The sequence below is a fragment of the Fibrobacter sp. UWEL genome, from assembly GCF_900142535.1.
Taxonomy (GTDB): Bacteria; Fibrobacterota; Fibrobacteria; order Fibrobacterales; family Fibrobacteraceae; genus Fibrobacter.
Genome location: NZ_FRBE01000006.1, coordinates 44993 through 62268 on the forward strand (window position 1 = coordinate 44993; position 17276 = coordinate 62268).

At 49.9% G+C, this 17276-nt stretch carries 18 protein-coding genes; 7 read left to right on the forward strand and 11 right to left on the reverse strand.

Annotated features, from left to right (window positions below):
* Positions 1–10: 10 nt before the first annotated feature.
* Together rpmH and BUB59_RS05445 are read right to left on the reverse strand one after the other, a co-directional pair.
* A complete protein-coding gene (gene rpmH / locus BUB59_RS05440; RefSeq protein ID WP_073157761.1) occupies positions 11–166 on the reverse strand; it encodes a 50S ribosomal protein L34 in 156 nt (51 codons plus the stop codon).
* A 175-nt stretch (positions 167–341) separates the two neighbouring features.
* Entirely contained in the window at positions 342–1298 is a 957-nt protein-coding gene (locus BUB59_RS05445; RefSeq protein ID WP_073226679.1) for a GGDEF domain-containing protein, read from the reverse strand.
* Between the two features lie 236 nt (positions 1299–1534).
* Here BUB59_RS05445 and BUB59_RS05455 point away from each other — a divergent pair, with 236 nt between their 5' ends.
* Together BUB59_RS05455 and BUB59_RS05460 are read left to right on the forward strand one after the other, a co-directional pair.
* On the forward strand, positions 1535–2056 hold the full coding sequence (locus tag BUB59_RS05455; RefSeq protein WP_073226685.1) for a DivIVA domain-containing protein: 522 nt from the start codon (positions 1535–1537) through the stop codon (positions 2054–2056).
* 24 nt (positions 2057–2080) lie between these two features.
* On the forward strand, positions 2081–2305 hold the full coding sequence (locus BUB59_RS05460) for a DUF167 domain-containing protein (RefSeq protein WP_073226688.1): 225 nt from the start codon (positions 2081–2083) through the stop codon (positions 2303–2305).
* A 21-nt stretch (positions 2306–2326) separates the two neighbouring features.
* Here the strand turns inward: BUB59_RS05460 and BUB59_RS05465 are convergent, their stop codons facing one another.
* From BUB59_RS05465 to BUB59_RS14960, 4 genes are all read right to left on the reverse strand, one after another.
* A complete protein-coding gene (locus BUB59_RS05465; protein ID WP_073226690.1) occupies positions 2327–3394 on the reverse strand; it encodes a GGDEF domain-containing protein in 1068 nt (355 codons plus the stop codon).
* Positions 3391–4494: a GGDEF domain-containing protein gene (locus tag BUB59_RS05470; RefSeq protein ID WP_073226692.1), complete on the reverse strand. Its 1104-nt coding sequence runs from the start codon at positions 4492–4494 to the stop codon at positions 3391–3393. Before BUB59_RS05470 ends, BUB59_RS05465 begins: the two co-directional genes overlap by 4 nt.
* Before the next feature lie 2 nt (positions 4495–4496).
* Entirely contained in the window at positions 4497–4955 is a 459-nt protein-coding gene (locus tag BUB59_RS05475) for an RrF2 family transcriptional regulator (protein WP_073226694.1), read from the reverse strand.
* Between the two features lie 90 nt (positions 4956–5045).
* Positions 5046–6398 (reverse strand): FKBP-type peptidyl-prolyl cis-trans isomerase, encoded by a 1353-nt coding sequence (locus tag BUB59_RS14960; protein WP_234979957.1) that lies wholly within the window; start codon positions 6396–6398, stop codon positions 5046–5048.
* 73 nt (positions 6399–6471) lie between these two features.
* Here BUB59_RS14960 and BUB59_RS05490 point away from each other — a divergent pair, with 73 nt between their 5' ends.
* Positions 6472–7035, forward strand: coding sequence for a hypothetical protein (locus BUB59_RS05490; RefSeq protein ID WP_073226697.1), 564 nt, complete (start codon positions 6472–6474; stop codon positions 7033–7035).
* Entirely contained in the window at positions 7028–9211 is a 2184-nt protein-coding gene (locus BUB59_RS05495) for a PorV/PorQ family protein (RefSeq protein ID WP_073226700.1), read from the forward strand. The genes BUB59_RS05490 and BUB59_RS05495 overlap by 8 nt, the downstream gene beginning before the upstream one ends.
* Positions 9212–9884: 673 nt before the next feature.
* On the opposite strand, the gene rsmG is transcribed toward BUB59_RS05495, so the two are convergent.
* Entirely contained in the window at positions 9885–10682 is a 798-nt protein-coding gene (gene rsmG, locus BUB59_RS05500; protein WP_234979958.1) for a 16S rRNA (guanine(527)-N(7))-methyltransferase RsmG, read from the reverse strand.
* A gap of 112 nt (positions 10683–10794) precedes the next feature.
* Between rsmG and BUB59_RS05505 the strand changes: the two genes are divergently transcribed.
* The 3 genes from BUB59_RS05505 (at position 10795) to BUB59_RS05515 (ending at position 13548) form a co-directional block, all read left to right on the forward strand.
* On the forward strand, positions 10795–12243 hold the full coding sequence (locus tag BUB59_RS05505; RefSeq protein ID WP_073226702.1) for a hypothetical protein: 1449 nt from the start codon (positions 10795–10797) through the stop codon (positions 12241–12243).
* Between the two features lie 210 nt (positions 12244–12453).
* Complete coding sequence (locus BUB59_RS05510) at positions 12454–12855, forward strand: hypothetical protein (protein WP_073226705.1); 402 nt, start codon at positions 12454–12456, stop codon at positions 12853–12855.
* Positions 12856–12858: 3 nt separating this feature from the next.
* A complete protein-coding gene (locus BUB59_RS05515; protein ID WP_073226708.1) occupies positions 12859–13548 on the forward strand; it encodes an epoxyqueuosine reductase QueH in 690 nt (229 codons plus the stop codon).
* On the opposite strand, the gene BUB59_RS05520 is transcribed toward BUB59_RS05515, so the two are convergent.
* The 4 genes from BUB59_RS05520 to BUB59_RS05535 all read right to left on the reverse strand — a co-directional run bounded on the left by BUB59_RS05520 (position 13517) and on the right by BUB59_RS05535 (position 17231).
* Positions 13517–14398, reverse strand: a complete 882-nt coding sequence (locus BUB59_RS05520; RefSeq protein ID WP_073226711.1) for a hypothetical protein — start codon at positions 14396–14398, stop codon at positions 13517–13519. The genes BUB59_RS05515 and BUB59_RS05520 overlap by 32 nt on opposite strands.
* Positions 14399–14500: 102 nt before the next feature.
* Positions 14501–15280 (reverse strand): hypothetical protein, encoded by a 780-nt coding sequence (locus tag BUB59_RS05525; protein WP_073226714.1) that lies wholly within the window; start codon positions 15278–15280, stop codon positions 14501–14503.
* A gap of 81 nt (positions 15281–15361) precedes the next feature.
* A complete protein-coding gene (locus BUB59_RS05530; protein WP_073226718.1) occupies positions 15362–16183 on the reverse strand; it encodes a hypothetical protein in 822 nt (273 codons plus the stop codon).
* Positions 16184–16307: 124 nt separating this feature from the next.
* Positions 16308–17231 (reverse strand): hypothetical protein, encoded by a 924-nt coding sequence (locus BUB59_RS05535; RefSeq protein WP_073226721.1) that lies wholly within the window; start codon positions 17229–17231, stop codon positions 16308–16310.
* Between the last annotated feature and the right edge of the window lie 45 nt (positions 17232–17276).

A 17276-nucleotide genomic window follows, 5' to 3' on the forward strand; every position in this document is an offset into this window, starting at 1 on the left:
AATTCCCAAATTACTTCTTGTAGATAGTGTCGCTGATGGTCAGACGCTTGCGACCCTTAGCGCGGCGACGGCTCAGGACAGCACGACCCCAACGGTCTTCCATACGAGTCATGAAACCATGCTTGTTGACGCGCTTACGATTGTGAGGCTGGAAAGTTCTTTTCATTGTAGTAACCTTTATTAAAAGTCCAAAAAAATTTTTCGGTTTGCAAAGTTAGTAATTATTCATGATAAATCAAGGGGTGGAATCTTGATAAAAGCAACTTTTACAGCCGAATTTCGGTCTTCCACAGCCACCCTTTCACCTTATCAACAATTTATAAACATTTTTATTTTTCGCCCTAGCCGTCCATCATACTGCGGATTTGATTCTTCCCGAGGGACTTCGCCACCTGAAGAAGTTCCATCACCTTATCCAGAGCAAGCTTTGCATTCAGGAGACTGCGGTTACCACAAGTCACAAACCCAGCGGAAATGGTCAAGTGGACCATGGAATTTTCCTCAAAGCGCATGTTTTCCACATCCCGGCGGATCTGTTCCCCACGGGCAAGGGCCTCCCCTTCCGAGGAATCTTCCATCACGAACACAAAGGAGCCACTTCCGCAGCGGGCCACGCATTCCTTCCCCGAGGAGGATTTCTTCTGCATAAGAAGCTGGGCTACCGCACACAAGGCGCGATCCCCAAAGGCATGTCCATAGCCATAGTTAAGATGTTCCAGGCCATCCAGGTCCAGCATGAACAAGAAGTAGGAATCCCTACGACGCCATACCTCGTTTTCCAGGAAGGTCATCAGGTAACGACGATTATATACTTCCGTCAGCGGGTCTCGCATGGACAGGTAGTCCAGCTTGGCCAGCAGTTCTTCCTTGGACTCTCGTTCCACGGCATAAGAGCGCATGGCCACAGCGCCCACCGCAAAAAGCGTAATGGACGTAAGAATTACAGTCACTAGGATGTCCAAGTAGGAGTCATCCCTATTCAATTCCATAAACACTAGCTCTGGTTGCCGCCAGGTCACTACAAGTGTGGTCACCTGGACCGCCACAGAAACAAGGAACGCAATCAGTTTAGGGTACCCGCGCTTTGCATAGGCCAAAAGTGCAGTAGCCGTAATGCAGTAGAGTGGCATGCCGCTAGTAATGCCCCCGCAGAATAGAAACAGCAAAGGCAGCATGAAACAGGTCAGTACGCAGCAAAGCACCAGGTAACACTGGTCATAGAGGGAAGTTCGCACCGCAACCAATGCAACCACCAAGCAAACCGCCGCACAGCCAATGCTGCAAAGGGACGCGGTCATATTCAACCCCTCGAATATGGTAAATACCGCAGAAGATGTAGCCACCAAGGTCACCACAACCAAGATGGACCAGAACAGCCGACGCTCCAAAGTCTGCTGCTGTTTGATAAACTATTTAAGTGTGCCCATATTTCTCCTTTGGATACAATATAAATTGTTTTATCCCGTGCGGCACTTTCTGGCTTTTATTATATTATTCCACAAAATAGCTTCGGCTCAGAAATTGCAGGTCTAATATGGAACTTACACCTCTTGACATTCGAAATCAGTCTTTCCACAAGAAAAGCCTCGGTGGCATCGATCCCGCCGAAGTGAAAGCCTTCCTCGACACAGCAGCCAAGGCCTTCGAACAAATGTCCAGAGACCGTACCGACCTGACCGAACGCCTGAAGGTAGCCGAAGAACGAGTCAATTACTACCGCCAGATTGAAAAGACCATCCAGGACGCCGTGGTTACCATGCAGCGCACCATCGACGAAGTGAAGGCCACTGCCGAAAAGGAAGCGGAAATCATCATCGCCGAAGCCAAGGCCCGCGCCGTCCGCGAAGTGGAGAGCACCAAGCGCGAAGCCGAAGAACTCCGTATGGAAATCGAACAGCTGAAGCAGATCCGCGCCAACTATTTCATCCGTTGCCGCTCCCTCATCAAGGGTCAGGAAGACTTGCTTTCCGCTATGGAAAACGACCAGCGTGAACTGGAAGCCCTGGAGCAGCAGCCCAGAAGACAGGTTCCCCCTACCGGTAACGTACTGGCCTAAGCCGCCCTTTCAAGAGCGACAACCATGAAGATCAACATCAAGGTACACGCCCGCAGCAAGCGAGAGTCCGTCACGCCCCAGCCTGACGGAAGCTTCAAGGTAGAAGTAAAGGCACCTCCCGTAGAAGGCGCCGCTAACGAAGCCATCTGCGAACTTCTGGCCGAACACTTCAAGGTGAAAAAGCGCGACGTTCGTGTTGTGCTGGGAAGTACAAACAACAAGAAAGTCGTCGAGATCGACGGCATCTAGTGATTTAAAAGAACTTTTGAATTAGTTCATGGAAGGGTCGTAAACCACCACACGGTTACGGCCCTGATTTTTTGCCTGGTAGAGCGCCTTGTCCGCATTATCGATGGCAAGCTTGTAATTCTCACCATCATAACCAGAAATACCTGCAGATACCGTTACGGGGCATACGCCATTGTTCCTGTCCTGGAACTTCTGGCGAATATCATCCACAAAGGTATGGGCACGTTCAATAGACGTCTGGGGAAGAATCAAGATGAATTCCTCACCACCCCAGCGAACGAAGCAATCCTTCTTCTGGATGGATTCCAATACGGTAGCCGCAAATTCCTTAAGGACACGGTCCCCGCAGGGATGACCATACTCGTCATTCACCTGCTTGAAATGGTCAATGTCGAACATGGCTAGGCTAACAGGTTCCACAAATTCGTCGATAAAGCGAGTTCCATCCCTACGAATAAGAGTCTTTGTCACGTTGCGGTTATGTGCGCCAGTAAGTTCATCGTAGAGGGACAGGTAACGCAGACGTTCGGACATAGTATAGTGCTTTACGTATAGCTTTTCCATAAAGAAATGACATCCGCAAATGCCTATCCAGCAGGGAACGTTCAAGGACAAGATGATATCCAGATTCTGGTATTGAACAATAGGATGGCTCACCAGAATGAAGACGATAACCAGGGTATGAGCTATGGTAGAATAAGCCCAGGGAGCAGCGAAGCCTACCGCGAAAAACAGCAGCTGAGTAATGCAGGCCCCTTCAGAAAAATGAGTCTTGTCCGGAAGGAAATAGACAGCCCACATGGTACAGAGCAGAATCATATGAAGCACACCATAGGATGCAACTACCATGGGCTTGTAATAACGGGTACTGCGGGCAATCTTGATGAAAATAAGCAGTCCAAGGAAAGGAACCAGACGTGCGGGAAGAGTTTCCCAAGCCATACGTCCAAAGAGCTGGCAGTCCGAAACGAAGTACATGGGCATGCACATCACAGACAGGAACACCACCCAGTAAGCGAATCGCCTGTAGAAACGATACTTGGACTGGTAGAATGATTGACGATCTATATCAGCAGGAAGTAAAGTCATGATAGGGCCTGGCTCATTTCGTTTAACTTAGAGTTGATACTGTGCTTACCGAAATCCATTTCGAAAGCACCCATACGCACCGTAATCTTGCAGGGGCAGTCGCGAAGCTTGTTATAGTCCGCAATGTTCGCCTTGATGCGAGCAATGCTTACACTGGACACCATAGCCGTACGAGAATGCATTAGCACGATGAACTCATCAGCGGAATAACGAATGACGTTTCCTGTTTCACCGACGGCATGGCTCAGCAGGCGGGACAGAGAACGAAGAACACGGTCCCCCACATCACGTCCATGATTTTCATTAATCGTCTTGAAACCATTAATGTTCAGGAGAATCACGGTCACCATCTTGTTCTTCTCCTTACCGAACTGGCCGGAAATGAAATCCAGATATGCCTTGTTGAAAGCCCCCGTCAGATCGTCCTTGTAAATCATGTTTTTCTGTAAACTTGCAAGCACACCCGCAATGGACACAGCGAAGCTAGCACAAAGAACAGACACCCCATAGAAGAGTGACTGGCAAACGGTCCCTACCACAAAAGGCATGATGTAAATCCAGAAGGGGAACATCTTGAGCAATCCCCCTCTCTTGCGAGCGATCAAGTAAAGAATCATGCTATCAATCACAAATCCGTGACAGATGAATACATACAGGTAGTACCCAAATTCACGAACATAGCGATTATTGTCATCTACGTAGAAGATGATGGGAACAAAACAGTTCACAATCATGGCAAAGATGCCTAGAGCAAGGAACGCCCCCAAGATAGCCTTGTGGACGAACTTCAGGCGGAACTGCATGTGGCTAACCATGAACATGAACCAGGCAAAAGCACTAAGCATGTCGACCCAGTACAACAATCCATTCAGAATGTAATTTACGTAATGGGAAACAAATCCGGGAACACCATCCAGCCAACAGACGATAGGATCAAGGATACACCCCAGGAACGCAAGCCCGCTTAAGGCAACAATGCTGCGGTTTTCCGGAGTCTTATCCTTAAGGCGCCAGGCGTTACTGGCGATCAGGACCAGAATCAGGAAAATGCCAAAGCAATTGGCTACAAGAACTGTTGAAAAGACGAAGGTCTGTTCCATGACTACAATCCGCAACTCCACTGCTTGCCATCGGGAACTACCCCTTCATTTTCAGGCAAGTTTCTCAGGAACTGATCCAGGGTAACACTTTCCAGATAGCCCCGAATCAGGGAATCCAGTTCCTTCCACACGGGAAGAGTAATGCAGGTAGAGGCGCGCTCGCAACGGTTTTCCTCATCATCTAGGCAAGCCACAGGCGCCACAGAGGTTTCGGTCAATTTCAAAATGTCCCACACGGTACATTCGGTGGGTTCACAGCGCATGCGGTAACCACCACCCTTGCCGCGGGAGCCTTCCAGGACCTTGGCGCGGACCAACGTTCCAAGAATTCCTTCCAGGTACTTTTCAGAGATTTGCTGTCTTGCAGACAAAGCCTGTAGCTTTACATAGTTTTCCCGACCCTGTCTGGCCAAGTCCACCATGACTCTCAAAGCATATCGACCCTTTGTAGAAATTCTCATGAAAACCTCTTTTCAATATTACAAAAGTAAAAAGAGAAAAGGACCCCGTCAAAGGTCCTTTCCTTGAAATGCTATAGGTTTTGTATGAATTTACTCGCCCAGGTATTCCACAGCGAAGATCAGGGTAGATCCGCCCGGAATGGGGCCCGCTCCACGGCTGCCATAACCCAGTCCCGGAGGTACAATAAGGATTCTCTTTTCGCCCGGAAGCATGCCCTGAACGCCCAGATCCCAACCACGGATCACGCGGCCGCCACCCAGGGGGAAGTCGAAGGGCTGGCCACGATCGCGAGAGCTATCGAACTTGTAACCGTTGGTAAGCCAGCCGGTATAATGGACCTTGGCGTTAATGCCCTTCTGGGCAGGTTCGCCTTCGCCTTCCTTGATGATAGCGTAGCGAAGACCTTCGGAGCCATTTTCAATCTTCAAGGTCGTAGTATCCGGGAAGAAGTCCATCATCTCCGCAATTTCTTCATCCACTTCGGAGGAAATCAATTCCACGCGGAAAATCAAGGTGGAGTTGGGAGGAATCATGGAGAAAGCCTGAGCACCATAACCCATATTGGGAGAAATACGGAACCAGCGAACGCCGCCTTCACGCATGCCATCCAGACCCTGTTCCCAGCCCTTAATCATCTTGCCGTTGCCAAGAATCACTGACAGGGGTTTACCCATGTCCTTGGAACTACCGAACTTACGGCCAGAGAGGAGCCAGCCAGTATAGTGGACCTTGAGAACGGAGCCAATGGCAGTGGGCTTTCCGGAGCCAACCTTCTCATCGTTAATCTTCAAGCCCTTGGCAACTTCACGCCACTTGAGGCCTTCCACATTCTTGGGGAAAACATCCGGTTCCATGGGCTTTTCGGCGGCAACCAGTTCCACTTCGAAGTAAAGGTCGGAATAGGCGGGAATGCCATCCAGGGAGTTTCCGTCATAGGCCATCTGGTAAGGAACGTAAAGCTTACGGACTTCACCCACCTTCATGCCCACAAGGCCCTTTTCCCAACCCGGAATCACCTGGCCCATACCAAGAGTGAATTCCAGAGGTTCGCCACCTTCGTAGGAATCGGCAAACAGCTTGTTGCCCACATTGGCCGTATCTACTGCTGCAGAGGTGTCCTCGGTCTTGGCGGTATCGGCGGGAGCGTTCTTAGCATCCTTCTTTTTTGAATTGTCAGGATTTGACACTCCAGCAATTTGTTCCGCACTCAGGTCATTTGCCAGGCGAAGGGAATCTGCAACGCGGAGGGAATCCACCAGGCGAGCCTTTTCGGCAGCGATTGCTGCGCTATCCAGATAGAGGTAACCTTTATAGTGTACCTTGATCAGCTGACCCGAACGAATGGGATCACCAGCGCCTTCCTTTACGGTTTCCGTTTTAAACGGGACGGCAAAGCACAGGGAACTCATCAACAGTACAAGAAAAATCTTTAGTTTCGGCATATAATCTCCTATCCCACAAAATAGAAAATGCTAGTTTTTGAGAGTACGGGAAAAACCCCAAACGGAATTGAATATGCTATCAATAGTCATTGTTATCGCAATTATCGTGCTGTCCATCATCCTGGCCGCCATCGGCGCCTACGTGGTGATCCACAGTTCAAACGAAAAAGACGAACCCAAGCCTGTGATCGACGTGTCTGGTCAGTACGCTGTGGTGGTTCGCCCCGCCAGGGAATCCCTGACTGCAGTAAAGCCCTCGGAAGCGTCTCTCCGCTCCTGGCTGGACACTCAGAATCTTAGTGCCGACCAGAAGGAAGCTTTGATTGCCCAGTGGAACGCCACCATGGAAGAAACCATCCGCACGGTGGACGAAGGGGACAAGAACGGAACCGCCACTTACCGCATCGAGCTGGGGCCCAAGGGCAAGGAATACTGCCACTTCGTCAGCGAAGACAACTTTATTACCCGCGAACAGATCAGAAACCACGCCGAAATTCTTCCGCCCTATGTTCTTGGTTGCGACTGCAGACTCCTGCCCAAGCAGCCCTGGGAAAATCCCAGCAAGTCCGGCTGGAAGGCTGTGGTTCCGTCCCGCGGCAGCAATTACGACGTACCGGATTGGAGGCACCTTGCGTAAACAACTTCTTCCTGCTCTTCTTCTGGCTCCGGCCCTGGCATTCTCTGCAGGTTCTGCAATCATCACTCTTGAAATGCCTGTTGGCGCCCGCCAGCTGGGTATGGGTGAAGCAGGTGCGGCCCTTGCAGATGACGCAACCGCCATGTATTACAACCCGGCAGGCCTGGCTTTCGGCCCTCTGGCTGACGAATGGCGCATGAGCTACAAGGCAGACTCAAAGACTGCTCCCTACTTTACCCGCATGGCCTCCCGTTCCAAACCAGGCCTCTTTAGCAAGAGCGAGCTGTGGGCTGGCACCGCCGAAGGTATTTTGAAATTTGATGGCGAAGAATGGGTGAACTACCACTCCATCACTCTCCAGGGTAACGCCAAGGTGAAGGACGCCGTGAAGGTCTACGCTGGTTCCGAACGTGGTCTGGAAGAAAACCTCCGCCAGGTAAAGGCTTTTAACGACATCAAGACTGCCGAAGACGAAAAGCACGTCATCGAAGTGAAGATGCCCTGGAACCTGATCGTCAAGGACACCATCACCGCCATCCTGTACGAAAATCGCACCGAAAAGCTGTGGGTAGGTACCCCCAAGTCTCTGTACCGTTTCGACGGCAAGGGCTGGAAGAACTACGACAGTGAGCTGGGCTCTCATCGAGTGAACGCCTTGGTAAGCCAGGGCGCCTCCATCTGGATCGGTACCGACAACGGCCTCTTCGTTTACCGTAACGGCCAGTTCGAACAGAAGGGCAAGGTCCTTCCCAGCCAGAACATCAAGGCCCTGGTTTGGTCCGAAAGCCGTAAGGAACTCTTTGTAGCTGCAGACGGTGCTGGTGTTGCACGTCTGGTTCCCAAGAAGAGCGTGAACGACAAGGACCGCTGGAGCCTGTTCACCGAAGAAGACGGCGTCATGGACTTGAATCCCACCGCACTTGCCGTGGATAGTTCCGGCCATGTGTGGTCAGCCCATAAGGGCGGACTCTCCCACTTCAACCTCCGCAAGTGGGAACAAGTCCAGTTTGCAGACAACAACGTTAACGACATTTCCGTAGACCAGAAGGGCGGCATCTGGATCGCCACCGACAAGGGCGTATGGCGCCACCTGCCCAACTACGCAACCGCCAGCGGTCGTAAGGCCGAATTGGAACGCACCGCCGAAGAAGAAGCCAGCGGTGAAGTCCAGGACGAATGGGTTCACTATCACTCTGGCAACGGTCTCTCCGTAAACAAGGTCTGGTCCGTTCTCCCTCAAGGTAACGACGTCTGGTTCAGTACCGCCAACGGTATGGAACAGTTCAAGGATGCCGACTACCAGTTGAGTGCCTTCTACGAAAAGCTTTTGCCCATCTTGAACATCCCCGACCTGTACCACCTGTACGGCGGCATGACCGTTCCTCTGAACGACTGGGGTACCATGGGCTTCTTCGTGAACTTCGTCAGCTTCGGTTCCACAGTTGCCTCTGGCGATGTGGACGCAGATGACCTGGTGGCTTACAACAGTTCCGAAATCGTAGGCGGTTTCAGCTATGGTACCCGCTTCCCCGGTGACTGGGGTCTGGGTCTTTCCATCAAGTTCTTCTACTCCGACTTGAGCTCCGGCGCCTCCACCGGTGAAAAGGATGCAACCACCTTCGGTTACGCTTTCGACGTTGGCGTACTCAAGAAGAACCTGATTGTGGATGGTTTGAACCTGGCATTGGTTCTTGCAAACATCGGCCCTAGCGTTTACTACGTAGACAAGACCATCGAAGACCCCATTCCTCTGACTTGGCGTCTGGGACTTTCCTACGAAGTGCTGGCACTTGCAGATTACAAGCTAGTCATTGCAGCCGACTACAACCGCGAAGTGGTGTACGATGACAACAAGGGCAATCCGGAACCCTTCTACATTTCCTGCTGGAAGTCTATCCTCTATCCCGAACGCGGAGGCGAAGGCCTGACTACCGCCAAGAATTCTCTTCTCCAGGGCGTATTCAACCTGGGTGCTGAATTCACCTACGCAAATACCATTGCTCTCCGCGCAGGTTACCTGTACGATAGAACCGGTAAACGTAACGAAGTGGACTTCGGTTTCGGCTTTATGCTGTCTGACATGCTTCAGTTCGACTTCGCCACCATCAAGGACGTAGGCGATAACGATGGTGTTCGCGACGGTCAGATGCGCTTCGGCATGCTGTTTAAATTCTAATAATGACGCAAGGGGCTCTGCCCCTTGGAACCCCGTCGCTAGTCTGCGGCTTCACAAGTGCTCTGCACTTGCTTTCCTTGTCTCGCTCGTTGAGGGGTACTAAAGTACCTCCTCAATTTGTTATGGTATTGAACTTCTGGTGGAGTTTATTGAATGGGGCTCTGCCCCTTGGAACCCCGTCGCTAGTCTGCGGCTTCACAAGTGCTCTGCACTTGCTTTCCTTGTCTCGCTCGTTGAGGGGTACTAAAGTACCTCCTCAATTTGTTATGGTATTGAACTTCTGGTGGAGTTTATTGAATGGGGCTCTGCCCCTTGGAACCCCGTCGCTAGTCTGCGGCTTCACAAGTGCTCTGCACTTGCTTTCCTTGCCTCGCTCGTTGAGGGGTACTAAAGTACCTCCTCAATTTGTTATGGTATTGAACTTCTGGTGGAGTTTATTGAATGGGGCTCTGCCCCCTGCATCTTCGCAATCCCGATTTATAATCCCCGAATTTTCTTGAGGAGTCGCTTCAGCGGCGCTCAAGCAAAAATACGTAAGGCGAGTGAAGTGCGGGTGCTTGCACACGCTTTTCCGAGCCGCAGTATTTTCTTCAAAAAAGAAAAGGCCAACCAAGCGTTGCTTGGAAGGCCGAATTCTTTTTTAGGGGGTCCAGGGGGACAAAGTCCCCTTGCATCATTTAACCCTTTCAAAGATAACGAGGGAGCGTTCCTGGGTGCTGTTGGGGATGGTGTAGAAATGCTTTTCCAGCAGTTTATAACCATAATCCTCGGGGCGCAAAGCCTTCAGTTCATCTGCAGCAGCGGGGCCTTTCATAAAGAATACGCGACCGCCTATCTTTAGGGAATTCTGAAGACGAGGGAAAGTCTTTTCCATCAGTTCAAAGGCTCGGCTAATGACGCCATCCACAGGGATAGTCATGCTATGGCTAGTAACCTTGTGGCCAAAGACATCGATGTTTGTAAGCCCCAACTTCTCGATGACCATGTTCAGGAAATTCACTCGATTAGGACGAGGTTCGCACAGCGTCAAATTAATCTTGGGATTTACGATCTTCAGGGGAATCCCCGGGAAACCAGCGCCACTACCCACGTCAATCATTCGGGCGGGCCACTTTTCCACGTAGGCGTTGATCAAGGTACAGTCCGCATAGTGGCGCTCCACCATCGTTTCAAAAGCATTCAGGCGAGTCAAATCCTGATCTTCATTGTTGGCTCGGATCAACTGGTGGTATTCCCAGATTTGCTTCAGAGTTTCTTCCTGAAGTTCCACACCATAGTAATGCAGAAGCTTGTCCAGACCTTCCAGGGAAGGCTTCACGCGCTTGCCGTTGAACAGCGGAAATTCCGTGCGGGGAGCCTTCATGTGTGGCACAAAGGCGCTACCCAGTGCATCTGCACCGCGGGCAGGCATGCGGGAAGGAATTTTACTCCAGGACTTTCCAGATTTTTTTGACCAGTTTGAATTTGCCATGTCCCAAAAGTAGAAATCCCGAAACTTTTACGAAAATTTTTCGTACAAATGGGGGCAAAAGAACGTGTATAGGAAGAGGTTTTTTATGAACGACTGTACACGGACTTGCAAAATGAAATTTCGGAAGAAAATCCTGCTGGTTACTTTAATGTTCACGACCTGGGCAACCGCTGACCACACCCCCCTTCAGGAATCCCAGATTTTTGACTGGTGGGACGACGGCCTGATTACGGCAGAAGAGGCAGGCGAACTTCTGGATCTGATTCAGGACGGGAATTTTGAAGAGGCATGCCTCCTGTCCCAAGCGCTTGCATTGGAATCATGCGAAGAGGAAAAGACCGTACAGAAAAGAATCGCGCCCTCCCTTACGCCGGAGGGTTACGTTTCCTGGACAGCTCGAATGGATTCGTTAGGAATGCTGGAGCGGCATTTCACGGATTTGAACATACGGTTCTACCGCTATTCCCTGCACTTGGGAACCCACTCCCAGCTAGCTTACAAGAACCACGGTAGCGAAGCCTATTTCGGGCAGATTTCCACCCGAGAATTACACAGCCAGATTCCCACCGACACCTTGTGGGGTACAGGCATTCTCTATCCGGTGGGGAAATTCCAGTTGCAAGCCTCGCTGGACACAGCACTCCATTGGAACACCTCCCTAGGGTACAAATTCCAGAAGAACGTCACCGCAAGCCTATTTTACTGGGATGGTTTCCGGAGGCCACGGGAACTTGCGTTGGGCGGAATCCAGCTGAAGACGCCTTGGCTGGATTTTGCAGGCTGGTACCAGCGGGGGCAGGACGCTCCCCTCCTGAAACTACGGCTCCATCAGAAATCAACCGCCAAGTCCGCCGGCGGAACCAACGGGAAGTCATCTACCGTCGGAACCGGCGGGAAGCCGCCTGCCGTTAAGGTTTCCTGGCAGACGACAGCCTACTATCACGGGACGGACATTCCTGAAATCGCAAGGCTCTCCCCCACTCTCCTGAAGAACGAGTTCACCGGAACCCAGCAGGTCAGCGCAACCGTTCCCGCCCTATGGAACAGCAGGCTGACTGCCAACGCCCAAGTCTCCATCCCGCAGGAAAACGACGCCACCGGAAAAAGCCAAGGGCGGGCGGACATCCCGACGAACGCACTTAAAGGCCGACTGAAAGTTTCCGCCGAGTCTGGCCCTGACGCCCTGCGGGGACTGTTCAGCATAACATGCCTGGAGGCGGAAAGTCACTGTCCGGAAAACGACCTGCGGGTAAAACTCACCTCCGGATATTTTCAGCAGTTCACTCTGGAAGGGGCCATCAAGAGTCGCCATACCCGAGGCGAAGGCTTTTCCGTCCCACAGTCCCAGGTATACTTGACTTACCATCCGGCGGACCAAATCAAGGCCCGTATGGTCCTACAATTCCCCAAGGGATCCCCCCGGAAAAACACCCAAATCCGTACGGAAACCACAGTCGGAACCAACCATATCCAAAGTCAATTATTGGTCACATTTAGGAAAATACGGAACAAAGAGTTCCACCCCGTACACGGAATCGTTCAAGTAAAATGGCTTTTTTAGCTAAAAAACCGCATGTTTTACCATTTTCGAGGCATATTCCTGTATACTTCGGTAACCAAGAAAAATACGTTTTAGATGTTTTCCATCCGGAATAATATGTACTTTAACGGTACCCAAACACAAACACTCCCTCGACGCTCTTTGGTTACCTCCTTTTTCCGAAGAGCGTCTTTTTTTGTACCCCTACTTGGGGTTACTATATTTGGAGTTATGATTATTCCTGCAGCAATCGGTGCAATTACTTTTTTGCCCAGCCTGGGCCTAAACATCGCCCTGGCTCTAGGCGCCCCTTTAGGCATGTTCGCCATGGGCGGCAAGTACCGCGTCATTCCCAAGGGATTGCGCCCCGCTTTCGTCATGCCCATCATTATGCAGTTCGTCGCCATGTGGTTCCTGCTCACCGCAGGACATGTCCTGCCGGAAACCCTGTGTACCATTCTGCCTAACATCATCACCATTATCTTCACGTTTTTCTTTGCCTGCTACATGACCTTCTATATGGCCACCCTGTTTTTCAGCATTAGCCCCAAGGAAAAGTGGGTCATGGGCCCCCTGGCCGTTGTCACCGCCATCTGTTACTGGGTCACCGCCACCTACGCAGTCATCGGGTAGGAAATGGAACCGTCGGAACACAAGCCCCCAAAGCACAACTTCCAGCGGGATCTGGAATACATTATCCGCGGGTTACAAAAGCGGGGCGAAGTTCCCACCCTTTTGTTGCACGCCTGTTGCGCCCCTTGCAGTAGCTACAGCATCGAATATCTTTCCCAGTTTTTCAGGATTACAGTTTTCTACTACAACCCCAACATTTCACCCGACGAAGAATACCGTCATCGCGTTGCAGAAATCAAACGGTTTGTTGCAGAGTTTCCCACCAAAAATCCAGTGACGCTGATTGAAGGCCCTTACGAACCCAAGAAATTCTACGAGTTCGTCCGCGGTCTTGAAAACGAACCGGAAGGCGGCAAGCGTTGCCGCAAGTGCTTTGAAATGCGTCTGGCAGAATCCGCACGTATTGCAAAAGAACTTTGCGCAGATTTCGTCACCACCACCCTTACCATCAGCCCCATGAAGGACGCTCAAGTCCTCAATGAAGTAATGGAAGAACAGTGCCAGAAATACGGCGTAAAGCGTTTACCCACGGATTTAAAAAAGAAGGGCGGCTTCAAGCGTTCCACCGAGCTTTCGGAACAGTACCACCTGTACCGCCAGAATTTCTGCGGTTGCGTCTTCTCCCAGCGAGAAGCCAGGGAACGTGAGACGCGGGCTGCCGCTAAAGTGATTTCAGCAACGCCACAAGACTGAAAATATCCCAGGGGTTTTCGTCCACAAATTCGCAGGGTACATGGGTTGCCGGCAAGATGTAGCTTAAGGTTGTCTTCGGCGCCCCAAAGCAGCGCTTATCCCTCATGAGGATTTCGCGGGGAGCAGGCACCAGACCCGTGGATGTTTCGCGATAGCTTTCGGCATTGTGAACCTTGTTCCCGCAAGAAATGCAAACACCGCTAACGGAGCGGGAGCCCGAAAGTACAGATCCCGCACACCAGTAATTATGAACATCGCCACCGCAGTGAGGGCAGCCATGATAAGCGATGCCAAAACCGTACTTGTAGTAATTCAGAAGTTCACCCAGGCAAATGTACCTGCCCTTAAACCAGCAGTAGCTAAAGCCCACATTGTTAAACTGCAGTGAGGCAAATTCCCGATACTTCATCACAAAATCCCTGTGCTTCAGAATCAGCGGCAGGTTGTGCAAAAAACATTCCGCCCCATGATCACGGCCTAAGGCAGCAGACATTTTCTTGCGCAGTTCATGCTGGGCGAGAGCTTCGGCCAGTTCTTTTTCGCCAATATCCAGTGTTGCGTAAACAAAGGAACGCAAACGCCTGGGGACCATTCCATTTTCCGCCATATGGCAAAATTTTGCCAGCAGGCTGGAATCCGTTTCCCTGAGTTTTACATCACGACTTTCGCAGTGGCGCTTGTACATTTCCAGAAGATCGCCGGGAGCGTAACCCTTCGCAGCCATGCGCTCCCGAATAATTTGCGCCAGTTCACTAGCGGAATCCACATGAAAGCCGTCGCAGAACTTCTTTACTGCTTGAGAATGAGAACTGGATCCGTTTTTCGGACGAAAATCAAAAGACAAAGCCATAAGGCCTCCTCATTTAGCTGTTTATTTACCCGCCCGCAAGTAAGGTTAAATCGGCGGTTCATTAGTTATATCGAATAATCTACAAAAATTGTCAAATAAAAATTAAAGATTTATTTCAAGGCCACCAAATCCGGACCAGTGCCAGCCTTCAAATTCGCCAAAGACGCTGGTAACGCCCAGTTGAATTCCAATACCCTTATCAAAGATGTAACCCACACTCAAATGATGGGTAAAGACCGCAGTAGGCAGGAAACTCCCCTTAGTCTTCACATAGGGATCGAATGAGCCCTCATCGTCATTGAATACATTTTCCGGCCAATAGACACTTCCGGAATAAGTTAGGGAAACTCGTCCCTCGTAAACAGATGCGTAAATCCCCGGAGCAATCAAGTCCGAAGCGACATTTATGAAATCCTCATGGTAATTATAGTCTTCATCATCCACAACTCCATCACGGTACTGTCGATTGGCAATTTGCAAGCCAAGGGACAAGGTAACTCCGGCTTCAAAATGGTCTGTATTAAGCCCTGCAGAAGCGGCTACGTAAAGGGCGTTGTCGTAGCCAACGCTAAAGCCCCAGGTATAAAGATCCCCTTTGCTCACAACGTGAATCGCACCATACCAATAGCTGGAGACAACATCATAGAAAAGATTGGCGTACCTATAGTCGTCTTCAACACCAGCATTTTCGATTCGTCCGGCATATTCCCGGTCATCTCCCCCAAAGCGGGCGCCACCGCTAATTCGGACCGCCCCTGAATGAGGAGCCATTTCATGACTTGCCCCATGAATTTCAGGAGCGGGCTTCACTTCTACAGCGGCATCCGTCAGCAAAAGGCGCCTAGGCTCGCCTTCAAGACAGCCACTCAGAACGAATAACATTAAAAATAGGAAAAGACCTTTAACGCACAAACCCATACGCACCTAAACCTCTCAAACCTTGCATTTTGAAATAAAAAAATTTTAGAGGCTCAGCTCAAGGCCTCCAAATCCAGACCAAACCATATTTTCAATGCCATCGCCCTGAAGATTGACGGCACCAGCCCGAACCCTCCAACGATTATTCAAACGATAGCTAACTGCAGTGTATATGGTAAAAACCATTGGTACTTTGGAAAGATTTTCATTTTCAAAATCTACATCATACATACTTGCGGAAACATCAAAACCGATAGAGCCAAAATAAAGAGATGTATAAAAGCCCAATAGGGAAGTTCCTGTCAAATGCGACGAGCTTTCGACACCTTGAACCATTGGCACGTGATGGAAATTATAATTGATTCCCTCGAACTCATAACCGCGGTTATTAATCCAAGCGCCTGCGGAAATGCCAACTTCAAAATGTTTTGCGTTCAACCCCAGCGACGTAAAGCCATACACACCACTATTAATGCCTAAGCCTAGACTCCATAGCAAAGGTCCCTTGCCACCCAGAAGAATTTCGGCACTTCCATTTATATGGCTATATTCAAAATTATACTCAACATTCACCTGATTTAACACATTGTTGTTTTTCATCACGTTGCGACATTCGTCGCCACACCAAGCCGACATTTCATTATTGATACCATGAATTTTTCGACTTGAAGAAGGGCCTAAACTCACTCCTCCGAAATAGCGAAACTTATATTTAGCATCAAAATATTCTCCGGCACCGCGCATTTCTGGAGCGGGATTCACTTCCATTTTTGCCTTGGAAAGATACTCAGCGGTAACAAAGCAACCGCTGAGCATAAATGCCATAATCAAAGCAAAAGCAAATGAAATAAGTGAATGCAACTTCATTATTTATTTTCCAGCCATTCACAAACCTAGATTATTTTAGGAAAAGACCTTTAACGCACAAACCAATACGCACCTAAACCTTTCAAACCTTGCTATTCCAAGCACAAACAAAATAGCAAAGATTTTAAAGATTTATTTCAAGGCCACCAAAACCGGACCAGTGCCAGCCTTCAAATTCACCGAAGACGCTGGTTGCGCCCAGACGAATTCCAACACCATTACCGAAAATATAACCTACGCTAAAGTGGTTGGTAAAGACAGCTGCCGGTAAATAGTCACCCTTAGTCTTGACAATATTAGAAGTAAAATCTCCAGAGGGGTCTTCATCAAATATATTATCAGGCCAGTAGACACTTCCGGAATAGGTTAGCGAAAACTGATTCCAATAGGCTGATGCATAAATTCCCGGAGAAACGATTCCAGAAAAACTGGGCTCTTCATCTTTTTCATAGCTTTCGCCATAATGCAATTTATCCGACACCTCGCAACCATCCAGACCACAGACATAGTATTTTGAGCAACCAAGAGACAAGCCCTCTCGTTCCTGTAGCACAGACATCACCCCCAAAGTAAGTGTTCCCCCTACTTCAAAATGTTTCGTGTTAAACCCTGCGGAACCCGAAACATAGAGGGCATTGTCAAAACCAAACCCTACTCCCCATGTCATCAGGTCCTTTTTATTGATGAACTGGAAGGTCCCATACCAGGGATATGTGGTCACGTCATAAAACAGTTCAGAAATTTTGTATTCCGGCTTTGGCTTTACGGCACCGCATTGATTGCAAAAGCTAAAGCTTTCCGGTGTTTGAACATTTTCTAACTCGCCTGCCCTTACGCGGTCTGAGCCACCATATCGAACACCTCCACTAATACGCACTTTGCCTGTATGGGAAGCCATTTCCTGATCGGCCCCATGTACATCGGGAGCGGGCAAAACTTCTACCGCAGCCTTCTTCAAAAGTAGCCGACTGTGAACCGTTTCACAACCGCTAAGCAAAAACGCGGCAATCAAAGCAAATGCAAATAAAACAAGTGTGCGGAACTTCATTATTCTTTTTCCATCTACCAATAAACCTAGCTTATTTTATATACA